Raw genomic sequence first — 24101 nt, 5'->3', positions numbered from 1 at the left:
TACGCCCTGGCCGGGATGCGCGTCGACCCCCGCTCGGCGCCGCTCGGCCGACCGGCGAAGCCGACCCTCCGCCGACCCTCAGCCGGCCTCAGTCGGCCCTCAGCTGGCGTACGCGCCTGCGGCGGGCTCCTGCTCGACGGACAGCTGTACGGCCGGGTCGGCGCCGATCTCGCACCAGACCCGCTTGCCGGAGCCGTCCGGGTACCAGCCCCAGCGGTCGCAGAGCAGCTCCACCAGCTCCAGCCCGCGCCCGTTGGTCGCGTCGCCGGCCGCGTGCCGGGGCGCGGGGGCCGTCCGGCTGGCGTCCGCGACCTCGACCCGCACCAGGCGGCAGCCCAGGTCCGGTCCCGGCCCGGCCACCGGCATGGACAGCCTCAGCACGGCCGGACAGCCGGTGTGCACCACCGCGTTGGTGACCAGCTCCGACACCACCAGGACGAGCGTCTCGGCGATCGGCGCGTCCGGGGCGAGTCCGTGGCCCTGCAGTCGTGCCCGCACCCACCGGCGCGCCCGGGCGACCTCGGCCGGATCCGCCTGGACCGCCAGCTGCACCTGAAGTACCTGCACCGCTCCACCACCCGCACTCGCAGTTCGGCCATACTCCCGACCACCCGAACCGGGGCGACCGGGGACTTGATCTCGCCGGTCCGGCCGGCCGACCGGCTCATTCGGACCGTCTCTGATGACTGCCCATGCCTTCGTCACGAATACGCCTCAGGATGATCCGATGGGTGGGTCGGAGCAAGCGCTTCGGGCATATTCCAGCGATCGGGGGACAGGGCAGTGCATACTGTCCCGCTCACCCTGCCGAGCTTCGCACCGGCGATCGTCCCGCTACCCGGTCCGGCCTGGCGTTACGCCCTGCGGCCCGAGCGTAACGAACGTACCGCCCCCCACCCCGCAAGGGGCCACCGCCACGAGCGAACCACCCTTCCTACATGTGTCCACCGGCAGTCGAACGACAGCGGCCTTCCGTTTATCCCGATCTGACGATCAAAAACTTTCTGTTCCCTTCTTCGTACGATTTCCGCACAACCGCGAAACACCTCGGGATAGCGTGGGCCGGGACGCCCGGCTCCGGGCCTGCGGACGAGGGAGGGCCGATGTCGGCTGCCGGTCCCGCCGCGAGCTGGGACGCGGACATCCGGGCCCGGCTGGCCCGCGGCGAGGAGACCGCCCTCGGTGAGCTGTACGACCGGTACGCACCTGCGGTGCACGAGTTGGCCGGCCGACTCCTGCCGGACGCAGCGGCCGCCGAACGCCTCGCCCGCGAGGTCTTCCACCGGCTCTGGGCCCACCCCGAGGAGTCCGGCCCCGAGGAGTCCGGCCCGAGCCCGCTCGGCCGCCGGCTCGAAGCCCTGACCCACCGGCTCGCCCCGGACCAGGTGAGCCGGCCTCCCGGCAACGGTCACCTCCGGCTGGACGCCGACGACCCGATCGACCCGGACGGCACCCTGCGACGGCAGGTGCTCAACCACTGCCTCACCCGGCGTACGCCGGTGTTCCCGCTCCCGGCCTGGGCGGCGCCGTACGCGGCGGAGAGCGCCAAGTTGGACAACCTGCTCCGCGACCTGAGCCCCACCGAGTGGCAGGAGATCGCCGAACTCCCCTGGTACGGCGGGGTGCAGCGGTGGCGCCCGAGGGAAGTGCTCTGCCACCTCACGGCGGTGGACGGCTACCTCGCCCGGCCGCTCGGCCTGCCCGACCCGGTCCCCACCGTGCCGCCCGGCCCGGACGGGGTATTGGAGCGGACCGAGGCGCTGGCCGCCGCCCACGCCGGGTCCGCCCCGGCGGTGGTACGGACGCTCTGGCGGCGGCAGAGCCAGGGGCTGGTCCGCGCCGCCGCGTCGGGTGCCGGCGGATCGGTGCTGGTCGACTACGGCTTCGCCGCCCTGCCGCTGCGCGACGCCTTCGTGGACCGCGCCTTCGAGTGCTGGATCCACGGCGACGACGTCGCCCGCGCGGTCGACTACCCGTACCCGCCGCCCACCCCGGCCCACCTCCGGCTGATGATCGACCTGGCCGCCCGGATGCTCCCGGCGGCGCTCGCCGCCCTGCGCGGACCGCAGGCCCCGGCACGGCCCGGGCGGCTGCTCAGGCTGGTGGTCGAAGGCCCGGCCGCCGGTGAGTGGCTCGTCCCGCTCGACGGACCCGACAGCCCGGCCGGGACGGGCGAGCCGGTGGCCTCGATGGTGCTGGACGGCCTGGAGTTCTGCTACCTCGCCGCCGCCCACCGGGACCCCGGCCGAGTCCCGGTCGGCGAGTACGGCGACCGGGACGCCGTCCGCGAGGTGCTGCGGGCCGCACCACTGCTGTCGCGGCCGTAGCGCTCCTGCTGTCAGTTGCCTGGACTCGGGCCCGGGCTCGGGCTCAGGCTCAGGCTCAGGCTCAGGCGAAGACGACCGTGCGGCTGCCGTTCAGCAGCACCCGGTGCTCGCTGTGCCACTTCACCGCGCGGGCCAGCGCCTGGCACTCGACGTCCCGTCCGGTCGCGACCAGCTGATCGGGGGTCACGTCGTGGGTGACCCGGGCGACCTCCTGCTCGATGATCGGGCCCTCGTCCAGGTCGGCGGTGACGTAGTGAGCGGTGGCGCCGATCAGCTTCACGCCCCGGGCGTGCGCCTGGTGGTACGGCTTCGCGCCCTTGAAGCTGGGCAGGAAGGAGTGGTGGATGTTGATGACCCGTCCGGACAGCGCCCGGCAGAGGTCGTCCGAGAGCACCTGCATGTAGCGGGCGAGCACCACCAGGTCGACCTGCTGCTCCGCGACCAGGTCCAGCAGCTGCTGCTCCGCCTCGGCCTTGGTGTCCCTGGTCACCGGGAGGTGCCGGAACGGGATGCCGTACGACTCGGTCAGCTCGCGGAAGTCGGTGTGGTTGGAGACCACCGCCGCGATCTCCACCGGCAGCGCGCCGATCCGGGTGCGGAAGAGCAGGTCGTTCAGGCAGTGGCCGAACTTGCTGACCATCAGGATCACCCGCATCCGCTCGGCACTCGGGTGGATCCGCCAGTCCATCCGGAACGAGGCGCCGATGGCCGCGAAGCTGGCCCGCAGCTTCTCCGTGCCGACCTGTCCCTCCGCCGAGAAGTGCACCCGCATGAAGAACAGGCCGCTGTCGCTGTCCCCGAACTGCTGGCTGTCGATGATGTTGCAGCCGGTCATGAACAGGTAGCTGGAGACCGCGTGCACGATCCCCTGCTTGTCGGGGCAGGACAGCGTGAGGACGTACTGGGCGCTGGCCGTCTGCTCTTCCACGGTGGGGCGGGTCCATTCTGGGGTCGGGGGTCGCGCGGGGGCGTCCAGGGTTTCACATACCGGACACCGCCCGCCGATCCGACCGCACTGCGGGACGGCCTGCGGCCGGGCCGGCCGGTGCGGGTCAGTTGATCCGCGTCAGCTTGCGGACGAGCTCCAGCGCGTGCGGCTCGGTGTCCGGGCTGTCCCCGTCGGAGACCGCCAACCGTATGTGGGCCTCGCGGGCCGCCCGGACGGCGTCCGGCCAGTCCGGGTGGTCCAGGTACGCGGCGGCGGAGGCGTCCGCGCCGACCTCGTGCAGGACGCGCAGCACCCGCAGCACCACGGCGTCCACCAGGACGGCCTCCTCCGTGTCCCGGAAGACCGTGCCCACGTACTTCTCGGCGGGCCAGCGGTCCAGCCAGGTGTCCTCGACCAGGCGGTAGACGGCGTCGGTCGCGTCGCCGTAGCCCGGACGCCCGGCCAGCCAGGTCTGCTGCTGGAACGCCGGGTCGGAGAGCATGTGCAGGGCCGAGCGCAGGCGGGCGCGCCAGCGCCACCAGGGCAGGTCGTTGAGCGGCTGGCCGCCCGTCGCGCTGGAGCGGTGCCCGGCACGAGAAGAGTTTCGAGCAGACCGATTCGAAGAATCGGTACCGGAAGAACCTGTACTGGCGGAATCGCTACTGGCCGACATGAGGTCCGATCGTACGTTCCCGGGCCGACTGCCCTCTACCCGCGTCTTCTACACGCGTCACACACTTGTTCCGCACCGGAGTTCCACCCACGTTGGTCCGCCGTTCAGCTTTCGTCCCTCTCGCCGCACCCGGCCCGGTCGAGGCTGAGTGGCCGACCGATGTGGCCAGGCGCCTGGGGAGGGATTTCAGCTCATGAGGTCGACCGGAGAACGCGAGGATCAGCCGCAGTCGAGCACCGCACGGTTCCAGGGATCGCAGCGCCACCGCCACCGCCGGACGGCGGGTGGACTGGCCGCCGCCGCGCTGCTGCCCGCCCTGCTCGCCGCCTCCGCGTGCGCCGGTCCGGCGGACGCCGCCGCCGGGGACGGCGACGTCACGGTGATGACCTGGGCGCCCTCCGGGACGGGGTCGGCCGACCGGCCGGGCATGACCAGGCTGGCCGACGCGATCGGCCGTGAGCTCGATGCCAAGGGCGGCCTGAGCGGACACCACGTCCAGGTGCTGACCTGCAACGAGCACAACACCGCCGAGGGCGCCTCCGACTGCGTGCGCCAGGCCGTCGCCGCGCACGTGATCGCGGTGGTCGGCGCGTACAGCCAGTACGCCGACAGCTTCATGCCCGCCCTGGAGATCGCGGACATCCCGTACATCGGCGGATACGGCCTCTCCACACCGGAGTTCAGCAGCCCGCTCTCCTACCCGGTGGCCGGCGGCACTCCCGCGCTGATCGCGGGCAGCGGCCTCCAGCTGGTCGCGGCCGGGTGCCGGACGGTCACCCTGATCCGCCCCAACACCCAGGCCGGGGACACCCTGGCCGGCTACCTGTCGGGGGCACTGACGCCCTCCGGCGTCGAGCTGACCGACATCAAGGCACCGGAGAAGTCCAACGACTACTCCGCCGTTGCACAGCAGGCGATCGGCAGCGACCAGCCCGGCCACTGCGTGTCCAGCGCGCTCGGCGCCGAGCCGACCTCCAACCTGCTCGACCCGTACCGGCGGCTCCAACCGAAGAACACCGTGTTCGCGTCGGTGATCGGCAGCGTCCAGCAGTCGGTGGTCGACTCCACCGGCGGCGACTCCGGGCCGCTCGGCGGCGCGTACGCGACCGGCTGGTACCCGCCCGAGCCCTCGCACGTCTGGGACCCGCTGCGGGCCACCATCCTCGGGTACGGCGACGGCAACGTGATCGACGTCTCGGACCCGGGGGTGGAGACCACCTGGGTCGCGTACGAGGTGCTCCGCCAGGCCGCCGGCCGGATCGCCCCGGGCACACCGCTGACCGCGAGGTCGCTGCGCGCCGTACTGGACCGGGGCGACCCGATCGACACCTCGGGCGCCACCCCGCCGCTGAGCTGGACCATGACCAACATGCTGGCCAGCGCGGACTCCCCCCGCCTGGTGAACACCTCCGTGACCTTCCAGCAGGTGCGCGGCGGGCGGCTGGTCGAGCAGCAGAGCACCTTCGTGGACGTGCGCTGGGTGCTGGCGGGCGGCAAACCCCCGGCGTGACCCTGGGCGGTTTTCCAGGGGGGTCGGGAGAGCACAACAGGGGCGCGAGGCTGAAGCCTCGCGCCCCTGTTGTGCTCTCCTACAGCTCGCTTACAGCTCTCCGGGGGCCTTGGGCGTCAGGCCGGTCTGGGATGCGATGGTGTTCCAGAGGCTGGACGCCTGGGTCTTCGCCTGGGTCGCCGTGCCGCTCGCGGCGTCGGCGTCCTTGAGGTGCGGGTCGTCCTGCTTGTTCGGGTCGCAGGCGGCCACCGCGTCGGCGGCCCAGCCCGCGTACGCCTGGTCGGCGCTGGCCGAGGCCTGCCAGGCCTTCTGCAGCTGCTCGGCCAGTTGGGGGCCGCCCGGCAGCTGGTCGACCTTGAGCGCGGCCAGCTTGGTGACCAAGTCGCCGCGCTGGGAGGCCGCCTGAGTGAGCGCCTGCTGAGAGTCCGGCAGCTTCTCGCACTTCTTGACCGAAGCCACCGCCCCGACGACGGCCTGCCGGCTGGCGTTGGCGGTGCCGAGCAGGTCGGAGAGCGCCTGCGCCTGCGCCTGCATCGCGGGGTTCACCTGGGAGCCGCCGGCCGTGGCGGTCGGGGCGGAGGTATCGGTCTTGGCCACCGGCGTGGTCTTGGGGTGGGTCGTGGTGGTGCTCTTCGAGGCGCCACCGCCGCTCATCAGCACGCCGACCAGGATCGCGGCGGCCGCGCAGCCCGCCACCACCCCACCGATGATCATCTTGCTGTTCGAGCGCCGCCCGTCACCCTCCGGGGCGTACCCCTGCCCGACCTGGTCGTACCCCTGACCGGCGGGGGCGTACCCGGGCGGCGTCCCGTACGGCTGCTGCTGCCCCCCGAAGGACTGCTGGCCACCGTACGAGGGCTGCTGCGGCGCACCGAAGCTCTGCTGCCCGCCGTACGACGGCTGCGGCGGCTGCGGGGGCCCGAAGCTCTGCTGGCCCCCGTACGACGGCTGCGCGTCGAAGGACTGCTGGCCCCCGAAGGACTGCTGCCCGCCGTACGAAGGCTGCGGGTCGAAGGACGGCTGCCCGCCGAAGGACTGCTGGCCGCCCATGGTCGGGTTGCCGGTGGGGTACGGCGGGAGGAACTGCGTCTCGGGCGCCGGGTCGGCCTGCGGCTGGCCGTACTGCTGGGGCTGGCCCAGGTACTCCGGAGCACCCTGGAACTGGCCCGTCTGGACCGCCTGCTGCTGCGGGGGCTGCTGGGCTCCCGGCTGCTGGGTCCCCGGCTGCGGCACGCCGGGCTGGACGTCCGGTTCCGGCCGGAACAGGTCGTCCATGTTGAAATCGTTGGAGCTGGAGTACGAGCGGCGCTGGCTCAACGCGATTCCTCACCTGTGTACGGCACCGGCTGTGCGAGGGCAGCGGACAGCGACCGGACGGCCTGCGGCCGCCCGCACCGTCTCTCCCGTGTCCGCACCCGGGCCTTCCTCGGTTCTTCCGCGCGCTCGTTGACGGCGGACCACGACTGCTCGGCAACCTCGGTAACGCAGTGACGCCGAATATCACGCCCACGCTACCCGTTCACCGGTACAGGTGACTACGCGGGCCGGGGTTCTCTCACGCGGCCTCCACCTCCGAACGGGCCTGGAACTCCCGTACCGCCCGGTAGTCCCGGTACGGCTCGAGGCGGCGGCGGAAGTCGTCCAGGTACTCCACCCCACGGTTCGACCGCAGACCACTGAGCAGCCGGGCCGCCTGCGCGCCCGTCTCGCAGGCCCGTTCCACGTCCCGCTGCTGGAGCTGAGCCGTCGCCAGCAGCACCAAGTCCACCGCGCGGCGCCGGACTCGGGTCGGCGGGTGGAGTTCGAGTGCGGTGCGGGCGTACTTCTCCGCCTGGTCGGCCTGGTCGAGGTCGCGGTGACAGTGCGCCAACTCGTCCGCGAGGTAGGCCTCGTCGAAGTGCACGATCCAGTCCGGGTCCTCCTCGGGGTTGCGCTGCTCCATCGCGGCCAGCGCCTTGGCGGCGACCGCCTCACAGGACCGGGCGTCACCCAGCAGGGCGTGCCCCCGGGCCTCGGCCGCGTAGAACATCGCCATCGCCGTCGGGGTGGCCACCGAGCGGGCGCCCTCCTGGGCGGCGCGGGCCAGTTGGGCGATCTCGCGCGGGTTGCCGAGCGTCGCGGCGAGGTGGCTCATCGAGGCGGCGAGCACATAGCCGCCGTAACCCCGGTCGTCCGCCGCCTGGGCCAGCCGGAGTGCCTGGATGTAGTACCGCTGGGCCAGGCCGGGCTGCCCGGTGTCCACCGCCATGTAGCCCGCGAGCTCCGTCAGGCGGGCCACCGCGCCGAACAGCTGACGCCCGATCTCCTCCCGGTACGCACCGCTGAGCAGCCCGGAGACCACGCTGTTGAGGTAGTGCACGACGACCGGACGGACGTGTCCGCTGCCGAAGCGGTGGTCCAGCTCGACCAGCATCTGGGTGGTGGCGCGGATCGCGGCCACGTCCACCATCCCGACCCGGGCACCGCCGGCCCGGGCCACCACCGGATCCGGCGGGGTGATCAGCCAGTCCCGGCTGGGCTCGACCAGCGCGGAGGCGGCGACGGTGGCACCGGCCAGGAACTCGCGGCGGCCGACGTCACTGCGCCAGAGCTCGCAGACCTGGTCGAGCGCGCCGCTGAGGGTGGCGGCGAACTGCAGGCCGATGCCGGAGCTGACGTTCTTGCCGTCGGCCATGCCGATCTCGTCGACCGTCACGCCCCGGCCGAGTTTGCGGCCGAGTGCCTCGGCGATCACTGCTGGTGCCTGTCCGCGCGGCTGCTGTCCCCGCAGCCAACGCGCGACGGACGTCTTGTCGTAGCGCAGGTCGAGCCCGTGCTCGGCGCCGCAGAGATTCACCCGGCGAGCGAGGCCCGCGTTCGAGCAGCTCGCTTCCTGGATCAACTGCTGCAGACGCTCGTTGGGCTGTCGTGCGACGAGTGGTCTAGCGGCCATGGGCTTCGCCTCCCCACGCCCCCCGGCCCTGACCGGCGGGCGACGATTCTGCTGCTCGGTTGCCGACGTACCGACCGGTTGGGGCTTCTGACCCCACGTTAGCGATCAGCACCACCAGCGGGATACCCACGGTGACGACCCCACTCCCCACGCGCCCTGCCAAATGCCCCCGTGCGCCCCCTGTTGCGCCGGTCGCGACCCCCGGTCGGCCTGAGAGCGACCGTCTTCACCGGTACGGGTGACATTGCGGCCCGCGCGGTGACCGCCCCCTCGTCCGGCCGTAACCCCACTCACGGACGGTAGTTGAGCAGCACGTGGAAGACACCCCCGGAGCCCAGGAGCAGGGCCTGCCCCCGCTGCTCGTCGAAGCCGTCAGTTACGCAGAGGACCGTCACTGGGAGGTCACGCCCGGCAGCTGGCTGGTCGAGGGCGAAGGCCCGGCCCGCTGCTCGTGCGGCGACCGGAGCTGCCCCTTGCCCGGCGCGCACCCCACCACCGAGGACTGGCACCGCAAGGCCAGCGCCGGGCCCGGTGTGGTGCGCCGGTGGTGGACGGAGAACCCGCGCTCCTCGATCCTGCTCCCGACCGGCCGCTCGTTCGACGCGCTGGACGTGCCGGAGACGGCGGGCTGCCTCGCGCTGGCCCGGATGGAGCGGATGGGCCTGACGCTCGGCCCGGTGGTGGCGGTACCCGCCTCGGCGGGGCAGACCGGGCGGCGGCTGCTCTTCCTGGTCCTGCCCGGCGTGCTGGCGAAGCTCCCGGAGATGCTCCGCAAGCTCGGCTGGGCGCCCGGCCGGCTCGACCTGGTGGCACGCGGCGAGGGCGACTGGATCGTCGCCCCGCCGTCCCGGGTCGGCCCGTACAGCTTCGCGCAGTGGGCCCGGCCGCCGTCCGCGCTCAACCGCTGGCTGCCGGACGCCGCCGAGCTGATCAACCCACTGGCGTACGCCTGCGGCCGCGAGGCCCCCGCGCTGGTCCGGGCTCCGCAGGGCCAACCGGTGGTGGCTCGCTGACGGCGATTCGTATCCCCATGAGTTGCCGCCCTACGCCTATCGGGTGAGGGCGGGCACCGCGCGAAACCCAGCGCGGAAGCTGACGGGCCTTGTCTCCCACCGGAGGCGGGGTCCGTCAGACGCATGTACGGAATAAGAGATCGGTCTACCCGATCGCCAACTCCGAAAGCCCCTCGTACGAGTGACAACGCTCAAGGATTGCCATGATCTGCCGAGGGGAGGAATTGCTCCGAGCGGGGACGGCGAAAACAGGACGGAAGGAGCGGCACTCACCAGAACCGGGGGACACCCGGGGGAAGCCGGAGGGGCACTCGGACGGGGAAGCCGAGTGTGGCGCGGGGAGGACAGGGGAGGACTGGGGAGGGTGTGACACCGGTTGCGCTCGGGGCGGCCGGAGTCGCGAAAGAGGGGGTCGGGGAGGGAACGGGAGGGGGCGGCAGGCCCGGTGCGTGGGGACGCACCGGGCCGCCCGGCCGTTCCGGGTCGGGCCGTGCGGGGTCAGCGGCTCCGGACTTCAGACTTCAGTTTCAGGCTTCAGACGCGGGCCACGAACACGTGTACCGCGATGTCCTTGCCCAGCTCGGCCGCGCCCACGCCCACACCGACCTGGATGCCACCGGCAGCGACGCCGGCCGACACCCGGACCGTCGCGCCCGGACGGACACCGGCCCGGCTGAGGGTGCGCATCAGGTCCTCGTCGGTCTGGATCGGCTCGCCGATCCGGCGGACGACCACGTCCAGGCCCGCATCGCCCGGCCGGACGGCGTCCAGCGTGACGAGGGCGGCGTCGAAGCCCTCGCCCTCGGCCTTGGTGTCGCCCAGCTCGTCCAGGCCCGGGATCGGGTTGCCGTACGGGGACTGGGTGGGGTGCCCGAGCATGGCGAGGACCTTGCGCTCGACCGTCTCGCTCATCACGTGCTCCCAGCGGCAGGCCTCCTCGTGCACCTGCTCCCACTCCAGGCCGATCACGTCGACGAGCAGGCACTCGGCGATGCGGTGCTTGCGCATCACCCGGACGGCGAGCCGTCGGCCCTCCCCCGTCAGTTCGAGGTGCCGGTCGCCCGCGACCTGCAGCAGGCCGTCGCGCTCCATCCGGCCGACGGTCTGGCTGACCGTGGGGCCGCTCTGTTCGAGGCGCTCCGCGATCCGGGCACGCATCGGCGTGATGCCTTCCTCCTCCAGCTCCAGAATGGTGCGAAGGTACATCTCTGTGGTGTCGATCAGCCCAGACATCGCCGCTGGCTCCGTTCCTCGGGGTCCTCGGTGCCAATTCTGACCTACCGCACGGACAGACGAAGACGCCCGAGGCCGTAGTCCGGCCCTTTTCGTCCCTGTTGACAGCGGAGCACCCCAGGCCGCACGGTGCTCGCCGTAGCTTCCTCCATTGCTTTTCTCCCTCTGCGGTCCGGACCACCGGCCGCCCGGTACGGTACGGAGATCTGATGAGCGACCTGGTCGGGCGGTATTTCGACGCCGCGATGTCCCATCTCCAGCGGATCCGCACCGAGGAGACCGGGAACATCGAGCGGGCCGCCGAGCTCCTGGCCGACGCCGTCGCGGACGGACGCCGAATCTTCACCTTCGGCGCCGGGCACTCCTCACTGGCCGCCCAGGACGTGGTCTACCGGGCCGGCGGGCTGGCGGTGATCAACCTGCTGAACGTCCCGGGGATGATCGGTGTCAATGTGCTGCCCGCACCGCTCGGCAGCGCACTGGAACGCGTCTCCGGTCTCGCCACCGCCACACTGGACCTGACCCCGGCCCGGGCCGGTGACCTGCTCGTCGTCATCTCGCTCTCCGGCCGCCAGATGATGCCGGTCGAGCTGGCCCAGCACGCCCGGGCCCGAGGGCTGCACGTGATCGGGGTGACCTCGCTCGCCTACCCCGCCGAGGTCTCCTCCAACCACCCCTCCGGGACGTACCTCAAGGACCACTGCGACGTGGTGCTGGACAGCAAGATCGCGGTCGGCGACGGCGAGCTCACCACCCCGGGCGCCGAGACCACGTTCGGCTCGGTCTCGACCGTCGTCACCAGCGCGCTGCTGCAGGCCGTGGTCGCGTCGGCCGTCGGCAAGCTCACCGACCGGGGCATCACTCCCCCGCTGTTCCGCTCGGGGAACGTGGACGGCGGCACCGCCTGGAACGCGAAGATGATGGCCGAGAACTCCGAGCGGATCTTCTACGCGTTCTGACCCACCCACTCCTCTCTTGTCCGTATCACCCCTGTTCCGCAAGGCGGTTGACGCTCATACTGGCCGGATACCGGCGGATACCAGCACGGGCGACGGGGCAGAGAACGGGCAGCGACCAGAGCACGAGGCAGCGGCAATGGTGGGGGCCGGCATGGCAGCGGGACCAGCGCGTTCGATGGGCTTTGTACGGGAGCACGACCTGCTGCCGGAGCTGTTCTGGACGGCCGACTCGTCCTCCCAACAGGGGCAGCGACGTGCGGTGACGCTCTCCCGCTGGGAGTTGCTGTTGCTGGTGTCGGCCGCCGCGGCGGGCTCCGCCGACGGGAGGACCTGGTCCTGGCTCGCCGCCTTCGCCTACCTGTGCACCGTCGCGCTCGCGGCGGTGGCCGGCCGGCAGAACCCGCAGGGGCTCTGGTACGAGGGCCGGGCCGCCGCCGAGTCGGTCAAGACCCTCTCCTGGAAGTACGCCGTCCGGGCCGACGCCTATCAGCCGCCGCCGAAGACCCTGCCGGACGCCGAACGCCTGTACGACGTCCAACTCGATGGCATTATCGGCCAGTTCGACGAGAGCCGGGCGTTCCCCCGACTCGGCCAGGTGCAGGCCGACCTGCGCTCGTGGCGCGGCCCGCTGGCCGGGCGTCCGGCCCGGCACCCGCAGATCACCGAGACCATGCGGCAGTTGCGCGACCAGCCGCTCGCGGTACGCCGCGACGTGTACCTGCGGGAGCGGGTGGTGGTCCAGCAGGACTGGTACCGGAACAAGGCCAGACAGTGCACCAACGCCGGCCGGTGGGCGAACCTGCTCGGAATCGTCCTGCCGCTGCTGGGACTTGTGCTCGCCGTGCTGCGCGCACTGGGCTGGTTCAGCTACGACGCACTGGGCACGGTCTCCGCCGTCGCCGCCTCGGTCGCCGCCTGGGCGCAACTGCGCCAGTACCGGCCACAGGCCGCCGCGTACTCCCTGGCGGCCTCCGAACTCTCGATGATCGAAGTACAGTTGGGACAGCTGGCGGTGGACTCCAGCGACGCCGAGGAGAACTGGGCCCGGCTCGCCCGCGACGCCGAGGACGCCATCTCCCGGGAGCACACCACCTGGCAGGCCCGCCGCGAGGTCCGCAGCCTGGACGTCCCCGGCTAGCGGGGGCCGCGAGCCGGCGCTCGAGACAACACGTCGTACCCGAATGAGGAGGTTCCGAGTGGTGCAGCTGGTCGAGGCACCCGGCGGGCGCGCGCTGGCCGTCGACACCCTGGGCGATCCCCAGGGCCGACCGGTCTTCCTGCTGCACGGCACCCCGGGCAGCCGGCTCGGCCCGGTCCCGCGCAGCACCGTGCTCTACCGGCTCGGCGTCCTGCTGATCAGCTTCGACCGGCCCGGGTACGGGGATTCGACCCGGCTGCCCGGACGCCGGGTGAGCTCGGCGGCGGCCGACGTGACGGCGATCGCGGACGCACTCGGGCTGGACGACTTCGCCGTACTCGGACGCTCGGGCGGCGGACCGCACTCGCTGGCCTGCGCGGCACTGCTGCCGGACCGGGTCTGCCGGGCCGCCACTCTCGTCAGCCTGGCCCCCCGGAACGCCGAGGGCCTGGACTGGTACGGCGGGATGACGCCATCCAACGTCCGCGAGTACAGCGAGGTCGAACGCGGGGTACGCCACTTCGCCGACAGCTTCCGGTTCCGCTCCCAGCAGATCCGGGACGACCCGGTCGGCCTGATCAAGGACCTGGTCCCCGAACTACCGCCCACCGACCGGACGCTGGTCTCCGACTCGGGCATCCGGCGGATGCTGCTGAGCACCTACCGGGAGGCGTTCCGGTACGGCGCGGACGGCTGGATCGACGACGTGCTCGCCTTCACCTCGGACTGGGGTTTCAAGGTCGAGGACATCACCGTCCCGGTCCGGCTCTGGCACGGCGCCGACGACCAGTTCTCCCCCGTCGACCACTCCCGCTGGCTGACCGACCACATCCCGGGCGCGCAGCTCTACCTGGAGCCCGGCGCAGCGCACTTCGGCGCACTCAAGGTGATGACCGAAGCCCTCAAGTGGGCTGCCGGGTAACCCTCGGGACCGGGTACCCAGGGGCGCGAGGGGCTGAGCGAAGCGGGAGGCTGCGGACCGTTGCCTCCCGATTTCGCGCACGCAGTTGACAAGCAGAGCCCCGCGCCCCTGTTGTCGTTGCCGTGAGCGGTCAGGCGACGGGCGTGACCGGCTGCCCGCCCGCCAGGACGGCGAGGACGTTGTCGACGGCGAGGTTGCCCATGGCCTGCCGGGTGCGGACGGTCGCGCTGCCCAGGTGCGGGGCGAGCACGGCGCGGTCCTGGGCCAGCAGCGCGGCGGGTACCTCGGGCTCCCGTTCGAAGTTGTCGACGGCGGCGGCGAACAGCGCTCCGGAGTCGAGCGCGGCGGCGAGCGCGGTCTCGTCCACCACGCCCGCCGTCATGCTCACCAGCACGGCCCCCGACGGCAGTCGGCCGATCCGCTCGGCGTCCATCAGGTGCCGGGTGGCCGCCGAGAGCGGGCAGGTGACCACCAGGACGGCCGACTCGGCGAGCAGCTCGTCCAGGCTCCGCCAGCGAGCCCCGGCCTCGTCGGCCTCGGGCAGCCGCGTGCGGTTGTGGTAGCTGACGGGCATGTCGAACGCGGCGGCGCGGCGGGCCACCGCCCGGCCGATCCGGCCCATGCCGAGGATGCCCAGCGGGGTGCCGGCCAGTTCGACGCCGAGCATGAAGTTGGGCGCCCAGGCCCAGGGCCGCCCGGAGCGGAGCAGGCGTTCGCCCTCGCCGAGGCGGCGGGTGGCGGCGAGCAGCAGCGCCCACGCCATGTCGGCGGTGGCGGCGGTCAGCACGCCCGGGGTGTTGCTGACCAGCACCCCGCGCGCGGCACACGCGGCGAGGTCGACGTTGTGGTGGCCCACCGCGTGGTTGGCGACGATCCGCAGCCCGGGCCCGGCGGCGTCCAGGAACTCCCCGTCCAACCGGTCGTCCAGGGTGGCGACGACCGCCGCCCGGCCCTGCACGGCCTTGAGCAACTCCGCCCTGGGCATGGGCAGATCGTCATCGTGCAGGGTCACGTCGCAGCCGGCCGCGAGCCGGTCGAGCACACCGGGGGCGAGGCGGCGGGTGACCAGGACCGGGGGCAGGGTGGTGGGAGTCATCAAACCCGCAGCGTACACGCGAGGTCTTGCCAAGGCAGCCGAGCAACCACAACAGGGGCGCGGGGCTCTGCTTGTCGACTGCGCGCGCGAAACCGGAAGGCACTGGCCCGTACCCTTCCGCCCCGCTCAGCTCCCGCGTACCTCGACAGCGCAACTGGGCTACCAGGGCTGCGGCTCCAGGTCGCGGTTGATCCGCTTCCAGCCGCGTGCCGAGACGGTGTTGGGGTGCTCCACCCCGAACAGCCGGAGCAACTCGGCGACGGCGTGCTCCTTCAGTGCGTTGGCCTCCACGAGTTGGCCCGACTTGCGGAGGGTTACGCCGAGGTTGGCCGCGCAGGCGATGGCGTCCGGGTGGCTGGGGTTGTAGCGGTTGCAGAGGCCCGCGTGAGCGGCCCGCTCCAGTTCCTCCGCCCGGACGAGGTCCCCGGCGTCGCCGTACGCGTTGGCGAGGTTGATCATCGCGTTCAGGGTGAACGGGTGGTCGGGGCCGAGCACCCGCCGCAGCCCGCCGACGGTGTGCCGGCCGCGCCGGACGGCCTCCTCGATCTCGCCGCTGCCGCGCAGATAGATGCCGAGGTTGTTCTCGCAGGCCAGGGTGAACGGGTGTTCGTCACCGAAGAGCCGCCGGTGGCCCTCGAAGACGACGGTCGCCAGATCCCGGGCGGTCTCCTTGTCGCCCGAGGCGCTGTGGTCGGCGGCCAGGTTCAGCGCGCAGGCCAGGGTCTCGGCCGACTCGGCGCCGTAGCGGTCGAGGTAGCGCTCGTAGGTCTGCATGGTGATCTGGCGGGCCTCGCGGAGCTGGCCGTCGCGGCGCAGCGAGACCGCGAGCGACTTGGCGTTGCGCAGGTTCTCCGGCAGGTCGGGCTGGAGTACCGAGTCGAGGTCGATGGTGACTTCGCGGAGCAGCTCGATCGAGCCCTTGTAGTCGCCGACCTCGCGCAGGTCGCGGGCCAGGTTGGACTTGCTGGAGAGGGTGTAGGGGTGGCGCGGGCCGAGCACGGCGAGCCGCCGGTCGAAGGTCTCCTGGTCGAGGTCGCGGGCCGCGTCGCTGTCGCCGACGAGCCGGTAGTCGATGGCGAGGTTGTTGGCACTGGAGAGCGTGCGGGAGTTCTCGTCGCCGAACAACTCCCGGAACTGGCTGTAGGTTTCGAGGTCCAGGTCCAGGGCGTCCTGGAAGCGCCCGAGCGCCCGCAGGTCGGCGCCGAGCGAGCCGGCCGTCATCAGGGTGTACGGGTTGTGCTCGCCCAGCAGCTCCTTCTGCCCGGCCAGGGTGGTTTCGTCCAGGGCCAGCGCCTCGGCGTAATTGCCTTGGGAGCGCAGTACGTTGGCGAGCTGGAAGTTCAGGCTGAGGATCTGCCGGCGCAGGTTGCGGCGGTCCGTCTCGCCCTGCTCGCCGGCCAGCCGCTCGGCCCAGGTGGTGTCCAGCTGTTCGGCGAGCCGCCGGGCCCGCTCCAGGTCGGTGCGCTTCCAGAGGTAGCGGACCCGGTCGATCAGCAGTTCGCGGGTCTCCCGTTCGTCGCAGTCCTGGGCCCGGGACGGGGAGAGGTGCGGCCAGATCTTCTCGAAGACCGGCCAGTTGGCCGGGTTGTCGGTGTCGCCGAGGGACGGCCGGGCGCCGACCAGGATGCGGTGCACCTCGTGCATCGCGGCGAGCCGCTCCTCCTCGCTCATCTCGGATCGGACCACGGCCTGGACCAGCCGGTGCACCTGGAAGCTGTTGCTGCCCGCGTCCACCTTGGCCAGCGCGTACCGGCCGACGGCCTGGATCACCTTGCCCAGCATGAAGGTGTCGCTGAGCTCCTCGTCGTACCGGACCAGGGAGCGGATCATCTGGTCGCTGTAGAAGAGGTCCATCGAGATCGGCTCGGGTGCGAAGAACGCGCAGAGCTGCAACAGCCGTACCGCCGCCGGGGACTGCTCGCGCAGCCGGGCGATGGAGACGTTCCAGGTCGCGCCGACCTGGGTCGGGTAGTCGGCCGGCGGGGCGCCGGCCGCGAGGGCCCTGGTGGCCTCGTCGTGCAGCTGGGCGACGTACAGGTCGACGGGCGTCCGGGTGGTGTCCAGCCAGGCCGCCGCGACCTCGACCGCGAGCGGCAGGTCACCGACGGCGTCGGCCACCCGGTCGGCGTCGTGCCGGGAGAGCCCGCGGGTCCGCCGGGTGAGGTGTTCGATGCTCTCGCCACGGGTGAAGACGTCCACCCCGAGCACCCCGAACTGCCCGGACCACGCCTGGTTCCGCGAGGTGACCAGGACGTGGCCGGGGCCGCCGGGGAAGTACCGGCGGATCTCGGCGGGTTCGTCGGCGTTGTCGAAGATCAGCAACCAGCGCGGGGACGGCTTGCCCAGGCTCAGCGCGGAACGCGCCGCCTCGGCGGCCTCGTTGACTCCGTCGCCGACCCGCATGTCCGGCTCGTTCGCCGCGAGCCGCCGGGCCAGCTCGGCGAGGGCGGCGGGGATCAGCTCGGTCTGCTCGGCGTCGATCCACCAGACCAGGTCGTAGTGCGACATGTAGCGGTGTGCGTACTCCAGCGCCAGCTGGGTCTTGCCGACGCCGCCGAGGCCGTACAGCGTCTGCGGGGTGGGCAGCACCGCCGTCGGGCCGCCGGCCAGTTGGTCCCGCAGGTCGTCCAGGACCTTGGCGCGGCCGGTGAAGGAGGGGTTGCGCTGCGGGACGGACCAGTAGAGCGGCTTCGTCCCCGGGAAGCGCGGGATGTCGGCGGAGCCGTCGTCCGGCACCGCGTCGGCCCGGCCGAGCGCGCGGAGCAGGGTGACGGCGGCCTGGGCCTCGTCGCGGCCGACCAGGTCGACGGGGTTGCGGCTGTTGAACGGCGCGGTGAGCCGGACGTCGCTGACCCGGACGGGCACCAGCTGGCGCCGCGTCCCGGCCGGGTCGAAACCGGCCATCGAGTCCCAGAGCGCACGGGCCTGCGGTGAGCGCAGGTAGGCCGCCGAGAACACCGCGATCGTGCGGTACGCGGCGTCGATGCCGCGCTCGGTGTCGGAGCGGGAGTCGGCCCCGGCGTACACGTCCCTGGGCACCACCCGGAAGCCGGCGCCGTTCAGCACGGCGGCGATCCAGTCGGCCCACATCCGGTCCTCGGGCACGTAGCTGAGGTAGAGGTCGGCGGGCACGGTCGGGCGGCGCCGGGTGTACGCGTCGACCCAGTGCAGCCGGACGTCCTCGTCGATCGGCGGCAGCCCGGTGACCCGGCCCCGCGTCAGCATCGAGGTCAGCCGCTCGCAGGCGGCGAGCATCGAGGTCGGCGAGCCTACCTGGTCGCCGAAGGTCGCCAGGATCTCCTCGTAGGCGTAGAACGGCCGGTACGGGATCTCCACCGAGCCCCAGTACTGGGCGAGTTCGTCGTCCGCGAAGCCCTCGGGCAGCCCACCGAACCGCAACCGGGCCAGCGCCCGCCCGGCGTCGGCCTTCTCCTTCTCGCCCTCGTCGATCCGCATCGGCACCGGCAGGATCCGGATGCCCCGGTCGCGGTAGCGGTCGTTGATGTGCTGGGCGATCTTCGAGGCGCCCTCGATGCTCTGGTCGCTGAGGGTGAAGCAGACCACCAGGTCGTCCGGCATGTGCACGGTGCAGATCTCGGCGATGTCGGACAGCCCGGTGCGGCTGTCGATCAGCACGTAGTCGTAACGGCGGCTCATGTCGCGCTTCAACGCGTCGAAGAACTGGCCGCCGTTGAACCGCTCGTAGAAGAGATCCCAGTCGAGCCGGCCGACGGTGTCGGAGTAGTCCCGGTTCGGCTGCCCGGCGGAGAGGAAGTCCAGGCTGCCGCCGGCCGGGAAGAGCTGCCAGGAGAGCGAGAGCGCGTGCGGGTGGACCTTGGCGAAGTCCTCGTGCCAGCCGGGGACGTGCTCGACCTCGCTGAGCGCCTCCTCCCGGTACTCGGTGATCAGGTCCATCATGCCGGTGGTGTCCGCCAGCGCGGCCTGGTCGAGGAAGGGCCGGAAGAACTTGGCCAGCCCGGGCGCCTCCAGGTCCCAGTCCACGGTGAGCACCCGGAAGCCGTTGGCGGCCAGGATCCAGGCGGTGTTCGCCAGTGCCATGGTGCGGCCGGTGCCGCCCTTGTAGGAGTAGAAGGTGACGATCCGGCCCTGCCGGTCCTCGTTGGCCTGTGGCTCGGCCTCCAGCTCGGCGGCCTGCTGGGCAGTGAGCCGGAGGTTCCTGGTCGGGTTCTCGGTCATGCTTCTCCTCCCCCTGAGGCGGTCCCCGGGGGAGGACCGTCTTCCTCGTCACCGCGACGCCTGGCCCGGTCCGAAGCTCTGTCGGCAGCTGCTCTGTCAGCGGCGGCCCGGTCAGTTGTTCTGTCGGCCGCCCGGTCCGCAGACCGGTCCGCAGACCGGTCGGCCGGTCTCGGCTCGCCGAAGGCCGCCCGGAGGCTGGGCCGGGGCGAGCCCGGCTGCCCGCCCTGGCCGCTGCCCTGGTCACCCTGCCCGGCCTTGGCCAGGTCCTCGAACGCCCACTTGGCCCGCATCGCCGCCCTCGGCAGCGCGTCGTCGAAGTCCTGCAGGGTGGCCAGCCCCGAGGAGTCGCCCTGGAAGCTCGGTTTGACCTCGCGGTGCTTGAGCCGCAGGATCCTGCCGCTGAGTTCGCTCAGCGCCTGGTCCTGTTCGACGCAGTCCGGATCCGTCGTGTTCCAGGGCTCCAGCACGCTCACCCAGGACGGATTGAGGCTGTCGAACTTCCGTACGATCTCCTGGCGTTCCGCGTCCTGCAGGGCCCACCGGTCCAGCAACACCAGCCCGGGGGCGGACGGTTCACCGTTCGTCAGCAGCTCGTCCGCCTCCTGGTCGAACTCGTGGACACTCGGCTGGAAGCCCAACTGCTTGGCCAGCCGCACCGCGTGTTCGGCGAGCGGCTTCCCGGCGTGCGGCTGGTACGGGTGCCAGTCGGTGCGCTGCGGCCCGTAGTACTCCGGGCTGCGACCCTCCGGCAGCTCGGACTGGCGGTACGAGAACACCGAGATCCGCAGCGGTTTGGGGGGCGCCTGGGCCTTGAACGCGCTGGGCTGGGACTGGAAGTCCAGCCGCCGCCCGACCGGGATGACCGTCTCCTCCGCGACATCCACGATCCGGGCGGCCAGCCGGTGCACCGCGACCTCGTACGAGCTGCGGAAGTAGCTCAGTTTCATCAGCGCGTACAGGCCCTCGGCGGCGTAGTCGGGCCCGAAACTCCGGTGGTTGAACTGGAGTTGGCTGGCGACCTCGGGCAACTGGTACTGGCCCATCGCGATCCAGAGCACCGGCACGATGCCGCTGGTCCGCTCCGAGGACTGCCGCTCGGGGAAGACCGGCCGCTGGGTGAAGGAGTGCCACTCCTGGCCGCAGGCCACGCTGTTGAAGTAGCGCGGTGAGTACAGCGGTACGAAGACCCGGCAGGTCGCCAGCTCCTGGGAGAGCCGCTGGGCCCATAACTGGCCCTGGTGCATGGACTGGTCCATGAAACCGACGGGCGCGCCGTCCGGCAGGTCGGTGAGCTGCAGCACGGCGTCGCAGAGATCCTCGTACAGCTTGCTCACCCAGTGGTTCGGGTCGCCGGCCCCTCTGGTCCCCGCGCGTGGTGTGTGCGCGTAGCTGAGAAAGAAGTACGGCCGTGCCGCATCCTCGTCCCAACCCCCAGGGTCGTCGTACACACGCGCCTCCCCCGAGACCATCCGGTGTATTGGTGATGCACCGTCTCATAGGTAGCCGGTACACCGCTCAGTTCCCACTTACGTCGTTTCCCCACAGAGGGCCTTCAGTGTAAGAAGGTCGGGTCACCAAATGGAATACCGCCGTACCAGCCACTGGGCGGCCGGAACCGGAAAGGCAAGGGCCGACCGGCCTCGGGCAAGAAAGTATTCTTATCGACTCGGATTGGCCCGAAGCTATGGTCTGCCTGGTCACGCCGCTGCCGAGACCCGCTCCGCGAGCCGTCGCGCCAGCCAGGCCGAGGCGGCGTCCACGCCCTCGGAGATCGACAGCAGGAAGCAGTCGGCGTCGCCGAGCCGGCCCGTGGCCAGGCCCGTGATGTCGTCGGCGAGGGCCTCGCCCATGGCCACGAAGTGCTCGTCCTCCAGCCTGGGTGCGTCGAAGTGCACCCACTGGCGCAGCCCCCGCCCGTCGGTGATCACACAGCCGTAGCGCTGCCCGGCCTGGCCGGGCTGGCGGTACTCGGCCAGGTGGAAGGCGGTGCAGCACCAGACCGGCACCCCGACCAGCAGGGCCCTCGCCCCGCTGTCGTAGAGCTTGCGGACGGGCGAGCGCTCGCCCAGGTGGCAGTCCAGCTCGTGCTCGCTCATCAACTCCTCCGCCCTCGGGCCGAGTGCGGTGAAGGACGTCTGCGGATGCCGGCTGCGGACGGCCCCCGGCTGGGCGCGGACCACCTCGGAGAAATGGCCGAGAATCGGCGAAGTGGGCGTGCGCGCCAGGTCGAACGGCGGCATGGTGGCGCGGTGCGCCCGCAGCTCGGCAGGCGGCAGCCCGTCGGTCAGGGCGAGCGCCATCCGGGAGGTGTCGGAGTTCTCGGGCGACGCGGTGTAGACGACCAGCGTGCCCTCCTCCCCGAGGACACTCAGCAGTGCCTTGAGAATCGTCTCCGCCCCGCCGTCGACCGGCCCGACCGACCGGAGCGAGGACTGCACCAGCAGCGTGTCGCCCCTGGATACGCCCAGCTCCCGAAGGTCCTGCTCCAGCTTCCCGGCAGCGAACACGGGGGCTCCTCAACTCAGACGTCTGGTAACGACGTTACGCGGCGCGTGCAGTCCGTGACCAGACGGCGTCACACAGCACTTCATGGCGCTTCATGGCACCCCATGACAACCCCGCCGATGGCCCTGCCCACCCGGAATTCATGACACTTCATCACTCTCGAGGCAGCCCGCAGCGCGCCTCAAGGGCGCTCCGGCCTGGCAGCCTCCCGCTACCCGGGCACCGACGCGTCGGTGCCCGCCCGCCAGGCCGCGAGGCTCGAAGCCGCCGCCCGCCGCGCCGCCCGCTCGGCGGCCACCCCGACGGGCTCGGCCAGCCACGGGTCCACGGCAGCCCGCATCCCGTCCGCGAACCGCAGCCCGAGCGCGGTGAGCGCCCCCGAACCGCGCAGCGTCTCCACCGCGTCCCAGGTGTGCGCCCGCCAGGTCGCCAGCTGCAACCGGGCGTGCTCGGCCGGCTCCCCCGGCAGCCCGTCGTACGCCCGCACCCGGGCACCCCAGAACTCGGTGACGGCCAGGTGCGCGTACGTGCCCTGCAGCAGCCCCTCCAGCGGGCGCGGGTCGGGCCGCCAGGGGGCGTAGTACCGGCCCTCGTCCGTGCGGTCGTGCAGGTCGTGGAAGTCGAGCACGGCGCCCAGCTTCACGTGCTGGAACTCGTGCGCGATCAGCAGCGCCAGGATCGGCGCGGTCCCCGGCCGGGCGATGCCGACGGCCCCGAACGCCTGCCGGGCCGAGGCGCTGACGTCGCGCCCGGCGGGTCCGGGGCGGAGCGGGGTGATGGTGCCGAGCCCGGCGCCGATCCCGGGGGCGTAGCCGGGCAGGTCGCGGCCGATCAGCTCCCACGCCTCGCGCAGTCCGCCCGCCCAGGCGAGCAGTTCGGCCTCCGGCAGCCGGTCCTCGACCGGGTACTGGTGGCTGTCCCGCTGTGGGTCGGTGTCCTCCAGCGCGACCGTCCAGCCACCGGCCAGCGCGACCCGCCGGACGGGCTGCCAGGGCCCGCCGGACGGCGCGTCCCAGCCGACCCGTACGTCACCGACGGCGCAGCCGGCCGCCGTCCCCAGGAGCCGCGCGGTGCCGTCGCCACCGACCAGCACCCGCCCGAGCGTCGGCAGGTGCACCGCGCCGTCCCGGACGGGCAGCACGAGGTCGACGTCCAGCCCGGCGCGCAGCCCGGCCGCCGCCGCGACCTCGGCGAGCCCGCCGAGGTCGGCGCCGGGCTCACGCCGCAGGCAGCGCACGGCCCAGGCCCGTACGTACGGGTGCCCGAGCACTACATCCAAGGCCTGCGGGGCGCGCGCGTCCAGCTCGGTCAGCAGCGACCACGCCTCGCCGGCGTCACCGGCCTCGGCCGCCAGGGCGGCCAACAGCTTCCGAGTGAGCCCGAGTTGGGCGGCGGCCAGGGCTTGGACGGCCTCGGCGGAGCCGTAGCCGTGGGCCAGCTCGTCGAGTTGCCGCTCGGTGAGCGGCGGTTCGGCGGGGGCGGCCTGGGCCGGCAGCACGACCGGGCCGGCCGGGTTGACCGGGGCGGCGACGCGGTCCCGGATGGTGGTGATCAGCTTCATCAGGTCCCCGCAGAACACGGACGGGTTGTCGAACCCGCGATCGGAACGGTAACGGTGGGCGTAGAGGCCGCCGCCGCAGGAGCGGACCACCGGGCAGCTCCGGCACTCGGCGCTCAACCCGGCCAGCCCGGACTGGCGTTCGACCATGCCCGGGTGTTCCGCGACCTGGTCGAGGGTGTGCGCGAACAGGTCGAAGCCGGTGGCGGGGGCGCCGTCGAAGGCGGTCTTCAGGCTGTCGGCCTGCTCCAGGGTGCCGTCGGTCTCGACCACCACCAGGTCGGCCGGGTCGAGCCCGAGCGACTCGGTCAGGCTGGACAGCCCGCGCAGGGTGCGGTGGACGGAGTCGAAGGTGCGTACCGGAACGGGACGACCGTGGGCCGTCCACCGGTCGTAGACGGTCTGCAGCCAATCGGCGTAGGGGGTCTCACCACCACCCGCCGGACGCTTCGGCGGAGTGTCCCAAGTGGCGTGCGGCAGCAGGAAGTCGATCCGGGGCGGGGCGAGGGCGATCAACGCGTCGTAGACGGCCACCGGGTCGTTCTCGACGTCGATCGTGCAGAGCAGGCCGGCGTACAGGTGCCGGTACTCGGGGCGGCGGAGCAGCCCGACGGCGGCGAGCACCTTGCCGTGGCTGCTACGGCCGTCGGCGTAGCGGCGGTGGCGGTCGTTGGAGGCCTTGTCGCCGTCGAGCGAGATGCCGACCTTGATGCCCAACTCGGCGAAGAGCTCGCAGAACTCCTCGCTCAGCAGCACCCCGTTGGTGTGGATCCGCAGGTCGAGCCCGCACCCGTCGGGCAGCGCACGGCGGAGCTCCTCCGCCGCCCGGCGCAGCAGCGCGGGGCCGGCCAGCAGGGGTTCTCCGCCGTGCAGTACGACATGGACGGACGGCAGCCGGTGCGTCCTGGCATGCTCCGCGATGCGCTCCGCCGTCGCCGTGAGCACCCGCTCCGAGACGGAGCGGGGCTTCGCACGCCAACTGGTGTCGGCGTGTTCGTACACGTAACAGTGATCACAGGCCAGATCACAGCGACTGTGGACCTTAACGACGAACTGCGAGAAGGGCACCGTGGGACGGGACATCAGCGACTACCGGCTTGAGCTGCCTGT

Annotated in this window: 17 protein-coding genes; 6 read left to right on the top strand and 11 right to left on the bottom strand. The window is 72.1% G+C overall.

What is annotated here, in order from left to right:
* Nucleotides 1-99: 99 nt before the first annotated feature.
* The gene (locus P3T29_RS16325; RefSeq protein ID WP_280717184.1) at nucleotides 100-567 is read right to left on the bottom strand and encodes an ATP-binding protein; all 468 of its coding nucleotides are present in this window, start codon (nucleotides 565-567) and stop codon (nucleotides 100-102) included.
* 536 nt (nucleotides 568-1103) lie between these two features.
* On the opposite strand from P3T29_RS16325, the gene P3T29_RS16320 reads away from it, so the two are divergent.
* Nucleotides 1104-2327: a maleylpyruvate isomerase family mycothiol-dependent enzyme gene (locus P3T29_RS16320; protein WP_280717183.1), complete on the top strand. Its 1224-nt coding sequence runs from the start codon at nucleotides 1104-1106 to the stop codon at nucleotides 2325-2327.
* 61 nt (nucleotides 2328-2388) lie between these two features.
* Here the strand turns inward: P3T29_RS16320 and purU are convergent, their stop codons facing one another.
* Together purU and P3T29_RS16310 are read right to left on the bottom strand one after the other, a co-directional pair.
* Nucleotides 2389-3255, bottom strand: coding sequence for a formyltetrahydrofolate deformylase (purU, locus tag P3T29_RS16315; protein ID WP_280717182.1), 867 nt, complete (start codon nucleotides 3253-3255; stop codon nucleotides 2389-2391).
* Nucleotides 3256-3379: 124 nt separating this feature from the next.
* Nucleotides 3380-3928 carry a hypothetical protein gene (locus tag P3T29_RS16310; protein WP_280717181.1) on the bottom strand — a complete coding sequence of 183 codons (549 nt, stop codon included), beginning with the start codon at nucleotides 3926-3928 and terminating at the stop codon, nucleotides 3380-3382.
* 193 nt (nucleotides 3929-4121) lie between these two features.
* Here P3T29_RS16310 and P3T29_RS16305 point away from each other — a divergent pair, with 193 nt between their 5' ends.
* Nucleotides 4122-5438 carry an ABC transporter substrate-binding protein gene (locus tag P3T29_RS16305; protein ID WP_280717180.1) on the top strand — a complete coding sequence of 439 codons (1317 nt, stop codon included), beginning with the start codon at nucleotides 4122-4124 and terminating at the stop codon, nucleotides 5436-5438.
* 90 nt (nucleotides 5439-5528) lie between these two features.
* On the opposite strand, the gene P3T29_RS16300 is transcribed toward P3T29_RS16305, so the two are convergent.
* Complete coding sequence (locus P3T29_RS16300) at nucleotides 5529-6755, bottom strand: hypothetical protein (RefSeq protein WP_280717179.1); 1227 nt, start codon at nucleotides 6753-6755, stop codon at nucleotides 5529-5531.
* A gap of 238 nt (nucleotides 6756-6993) precedes the next feature.
* Nucleotides 6994-8370, bottom strand: coding sequence for a transcriptional regulator (locus tag P3T29_RS16295; RefSeq protein ID WP_280717178.1), 1377 nt, complete (start codon nucleotides 8368-8370; stop codon nucleotides 6994-6996).
* Between the two features lie 314 nt (nucleotides 8371-8684).
* Here P3T29_RS16295 and P3T29_RS16290 point away from each other — a divergent pair, with 314 nt between their 5' ends.
* A complete protein-coding gene (locus P3T29_RS16290; protein ID WP_280717177.1) occupies nucleotides 8685-9383 on the top strand; it encodes a bifunctional DNA primase/polymerase in 699 nt (232 codons plus the stop codon).
* A 534-nt stretch (nucleotides 9384-9917) separates the two neighbouring features.
* Here P3T29_RS16290 and P3T29_RS16285 read toward each other — a convergent pair.
* Nucleotides 9918-10616, bottom strand: coding sequence for a metal-dependent transcriptional regulator (locus P3T29_RS16285; RefSeq protein WP_280717176.1), 699 nt, complete (start codon nucleotides 10614-10616; stop codon nucleotides 9918-9920).
* A gap of 209 nt (nucleotides 10617-10825) precedes the next feature.
* Here P3T29_RS16285 and P3T29_RS16280 point away from each other — a divergent pair, with 209 nt between their 5' ends.
* From P3T29_RS16280 to P3T29_RS16270, 3 genes are all read left to right on the top strand, one after another.
* Nucleotides 10826-11575: an SIS domain-containing protein gene (locus P3T29_RS16280; protein ID WP_280717175.1), complete on the top strand. Its 750-nt coding sequence runs from the start codon at nucleotides 10826-10828 to the stop codon at nucleotides 11573-11575.
* A gap of 175 nt (nucleotides 11576-11750) precedes the next feature.
* Nucleotides 11751-12713: a DUF4231 domain-containing protein gene (locus P3T29_RS16275; RefSeq protein ID WP_280717174.1), complete on the top strand. Its 963-nt coding sequence runs from the start codon at nucleotides 11751-11753 to the stop codon at nucleotides 12711-12713.
* Nucleotides 12714-12771: 58 nt separating this feature from the next.
* The gene (locus P3T29_RS16270) at nucleotides 12772-13635 is read left to right on the top strand and encodes an alpha/beta fold hydrolase (protein WP_280717173.1); all 864 of its coding nucleotides are present in this window, start codon (nucleotides 12772-12774) and stop codon (nucleotides 13633-13635) included.
* A gap of 130 nt (nucleotides 13636-13765) precedes the next feature.
* Here P3T29_RS16270 and P3T29_RS16265 read toward each other — a convergent pair whose 3' ends face one another.
* The 5 genes from P3T29_RS16265 to P3T29_RS16245 all read right to left on the bottom strand — a co-directional run bounded on the left by P3T29_RS16265 (nucleotide 13766) and on the right by P3T29_RS16245 (nucleotide 24074).
* On the bottom strand, nucleotides 13766-14731 hold the full coding sequence (locus P3T29_RS16265; RefSeq protein ID WP_280717172.1) for a D-glycerate dehydrogenase: 966 nt from the start codon (nucleotides 14729-14731) through the stop codon (nucleotides 13766-13768).
* Nucleotides 14732-14890: 159 nt separating this feature from the next.
* Nucleotides 14891-18928, bottom strand: a complete 4038-nt coding sequence (fxsT, locus tag P3T29_RS16260) for an FxSxx-COOH system tetratricopeptide repeat protein (protein ID WP_280717171.1) — start codon at nucleotides 18926-18928, stop codon at nucleotides 14891-14893.
* Nucleotides 18925-20376: a TIR-like protein FxsC gene (locus P3T29_RS16255; protein WP_280717170.1), complete on the bottom strand. Its 1452-nt coding sequence runs from the start codon at nucleotides 20374-20376 to the stop codon at nucleotides 18925-18927. The genes fxsT and P3T29_RS16255 overlap by 4 nt, the downstream gene beginning before the upstream one ends.
* Nucleotides 20377-20625: 249 nt before the next feature.
* Nucleotides 20626-21435, bottom strand: a complete 810-nt coding sequence (locus P3T29_RS16250; RefSeq protein ID WP_280717169.1) for an AAC(3) family N-acetyltransferase — start codon at nucleotides 21433-21435, stop codon at nucleotides 20626-20628.
* 209 nt (nucleotides 21436-21644) lie between these two features.
* The gene (locus tag P3T29_RS16245) at nucleotides 21645-24074 is read right to left on the bottom strand and encodes an FxsB family cyclophane-forming radical SAM/SPASM peptide maturase (protein WP_280717168.1); all 2430 of its coding nucleotides are present in this window, start codon (nucleotides 24072-24074) and stop codon (nucleotides 21645-21647) included.
* Between the last annotated feature and the right edge of the window lie 27 nt (nucleotides 24075-24101).

The sequence above is a fragment of the Kitasatospora sp. MAP5-34 genome, from assembly GCF_029894335.1.
Lineage (GTDB): Bacteria > Actinomycetota > Actinomycetes > Streptomycetales > Streptomycetaceae > Kitasatospora.
This window is presented reverse-complemented; position numbering and strand designations above follow the sequence as displayed.

Excerpts from the sequence above, each read along its gene's own strand:
- P3T29_RS16245 (WP_280717168.1), bottom strand. The coding sequence starts at position 24,074 with ATGTCCCGTCCCACGGTGCCCTTCTCGCAGTTCGTCGTTAAGGTCCAC.
- P3T29_RS16310 (WP_280717181.1), bottom strand. The coding sequence starts at position 3,928 with ATGTCGGCCAGTAGCGATTCCGCCAGTACAGGTTCTTCCGGTACCGAT.
- P3T29_RS16285 (WP_280717176.1), bottom strand. The coding sequence starts at position 10,616 with ATGTCTGGGCTGATCGACACCACAGAGATGTACCTTCGCACCATTCTG.
- P3T29_RS16275 (WP_280717174.1), top strand. The coding sequence starts at position 11,751 with ATGGGCTTTGTACGGGAGCACGACCTGCTGCCGGAGCTGTTCTGGACG.
- P3T29_RS16265 (WP_280717172.1), bottom strand. The coding sequence starts at position 14,731 with ATGACTCCCACCACCCTGCCCCCGGTCCTGGTCACCCGCCGCCTCGCC.
- P3T29_RS16280 (WP_280717175.1), top strand. The coding sequence starts at position 10,826 with ATGAGCGACCTGGTCGGGCGGTATTTCGACGCCGCGATGTCCCATCTC.
- P3T29_RS16305 (WP_280717180.1), top strand. The coding sequence starts at position 4,122 with ATGAGGTCGACCGGAGAACGCGAGGATCAGCCGCAGTCGAGCACCGCA.
- fxsT (WP_280717171.1), bottom strand. The coding sequence starts at position 18,928 with ATGACCGAGAACCCGACCAGGAACCTCCGGCTCACTGCCCAGCAGGCC.
- P3T29_RS16320 (WP_280717183.1), top strand. The coding sequence starts at position 1,104 with ATGTCGGCTGCCGGTCCCGCCGCGAGCTGGGACGCGGACATCCGGGCC.
- P3T29_RS16295 (WP_280717178.1), bottom strand. The coding sequence starts at position 8,370 with ATGGCCGCTAGACCACTCGTCGCACGACAGCCCAACGAGCGTCTGCAG.